The 2,438-nt window shown below is 38.4% G+C and carries 2 protein-coding genes; both read right to left on the reverse strand.

All coding sequences use genetic code 11. From position 1 onward, the window contains the following. Positions 1–65: 65 nt before the first annotated feature. Positions 66–785: an IS21-like element helper ATPase IstB gene (gene istB, locus BW724_RS23020; protein WP_088073339.1), complete on the reverse strand. Its 720-nt coding sequence runs from the start codon at positions 783–785 to the stop codon at positions 66–68. Further along, entirely contained in the window at positions 782–2,284 is a 1,503-nt protein-coding gene (istA, locus tag BW724_RS23025; protein ID WP_088076712.1) for an IS21 family transposase, read from the reverse strand. The genes istB and istA overlap by 4 nt, the downstream gene beginning before the upstream one ends. Positions 2,285–2,438: the final 154 nt, after the last annotated feature.

A 2,438-nucleotide genomic window follows, 5' to 3' on the forward strand; every position in this document is an offset into this window, starting at 1 on the left:
TGTATTTGGCAAGTAAAAAATGTATGAAATGGCAATTAAAAATGTATGCCACTTGCACCTCCTATTTACTTGTTTAGTAAAGACTCTTTATATCGAAAACTATCACCTTTAAATACTAATAAATGTGAATGATGTATCAGCCGGTCAATGACTGCCTCAGTAAGGATCGGATCTCCAAATACATGGTTCCATTGACCGAATTGAAGGTTGGTGGTGATTACCATACTTCGATTCTCATAACACATGGAAATCACCTGAAAAAGTAGTTCAGCCCCCTCCTTATTTAAGGGGATGTAACCCAATTCGTCCAAAACCAGATTGTCTAGCTTATCTATCTGTTTCATCAGCTTAGGTAACGTCCCTTGCTGATTGGCTTCTATTAATTTATTTACTAAACCTGCCACGGTAAAAAATTTCACCTTATAGCCAAACTTATATATGGCATTTAAGGACAGTAAGGTTGCTAAGTAGGTTTTCCCCGTCCCAACTCCTCCATACAAAATGAGATTCTCCCTATCTTTAATAAAATCCCCATTTAATACAGTATCTCTATCAATTCCTTGTGGAATTTGTATATGCTCCCACTGAAACGGCTGGGACCCCGTTTTGGGAAGTTGAGCTTGGCTTAATAAGAGATTAACCTTGCGCTCTTCTCGTGCTTCTACTTCCTTTTCTAAAAGCTTTAGAAGGAACTCCTCATTACTGTTTGCTTTGATATTGTTATAGTTCTCCTTCGTCCAACTGAGCTTCAGACGCTTGGCATATAGTGCTATTTGTTCATTCACCTTGCGACACCCCCTTCTTGGAAGAAGGCATCATAATGGGTTAACCCTCTTGAGGCATCCGGCATTGTTGGTACTCTGAAACGAGGAGTTATCGCCGCATGAGAATTGCTCTGATTGAGTAAAGAATAAAAGCAATGCTTTATTTGGTCTGTATTAGGGTGCCCATGCGCGGAAGCTATTCTTAGGGCCTCATTGAGTAGCGTGAAATCATTATTTTTTAATAGACTCCCTAAAAGCCGTAAGGCTGCTTTCTGTTCCTCCTCCGTACATTCTCTTAAGTATTTCGACCACTCATAAGGAAATTGATCATACAAACTTGTATATTTAATAGCCTTTGGCCGTCTTGATAATAAATCAAGATAGGGCTGCCATATCATTGACCTACGCCTAACCCCGTAAAGTCGATGGTGAGTTACAACGATTTCATGGTCCTCATTTAAAACCGTAATAGAATTATAAGTTATACAAACTCTTACCTTTTGCCTGGCGAATCTAGGAGAAGTTGAATACTCTTTATTGTCTATTGATACAATTCCATACTTATCAGCCTTTACTTGTTCATATCGTGTACAGTCAAACGATTTCTCAGGCAGTATCAGCCATGCTTCTTGATCTTCCTTATATAATTCTGATTGGAGTACGTGCTTTAGATAGTGTGGGCGTTCTCTATCATCTTCTGCTACTTTCCATAGAGTACTATTAAACTCATCCAAGTTAGTTATAGTACATTCAGGTAAGAGGAAGTTGTTCCGAACATATTTAACCATTGCCTCTACATGCCCTTTTTCATTTCCTTTGCCAGGATTACAGAATTCATACTGGAAGCCATAGTGTAAAACAAAACGTTCAAAAGTATCTGTTAGACTTCGTTCTCCTTTTCCTTTTATCTTTTTTACTGCAGGTGATAAATTATCAAAGCGAATGGTGTTTGGTACTCCACCCATATGACGGAACATTCTCTGTAAACCTTCCAACAAGCACTCTGTGTTTTCCGAAGGAAATACCTGAAAGTAGAATGTATTACTGTTCTGGAATGACATTACTAAGTATGGAAGGTCAATTACTTCCCCTAAATATTTGAAAGGGGCTTCTCCAAAATCCACCTGTGCTGTACCTGGTATTGCTTCCAGCGGAAGGGCAGCTCCTTCAATATACTCCTTTATTTCCTTCTTACGATGAGATACATAAGCTCTTACTGAGCGGGCTGACCCTTTGAAACTATGAAACTTTACTAATTGCTCATACATCTTTTTGGCCGTTCTATGATTCTTCTTTTTCTTTTTAAGATCCTCTTTAATCCACTTATCTAGAATTGGTTTTACTGGATCCATAACTCTAGAAATTCGTTTTTGTGGTTCCTTTACGTTAAATTCTTCTTGATTCGCATATTTCGTTACAGTCCTTGGATCTATCTCCATTCTCCTTGCTACATTGGCATATGTTTCACCTTTTTGATTCACTTCATATCTGATATAATCTATTTGTGCCACTTTCAACATCTCCTAATATCCTCCTGTCAAACGTTGTTGGTCCAACGAGGAGTTTAAAGTTATTTGGAGAAGATTGCAAGTGGCCTTTTTTAATTTATGCCGGCCCCTCGGGGCCGGCATAAATTAATTGCCATACCCTACATTATTAGTTTGCCATAAACAA

It is taken from the genome of Litchfieldia alkalitelluris, from assembly GCF_002153425.1.
Lineage (GTDB): Bacteria > Bacillota > Bacilli > Bacillales > Salisediminibacteriaceae > Evansella > Evansella alkalicola.

What these genes read in the sequence shown, in the direction of transcription:
- istA (WP_088076712.1), bottom strand. Translation starts at nt 2,284, where the DNA reads ATGTTGAAAGTGGCACAAATAGATTATATCAGATATGAAGTGAATCAA.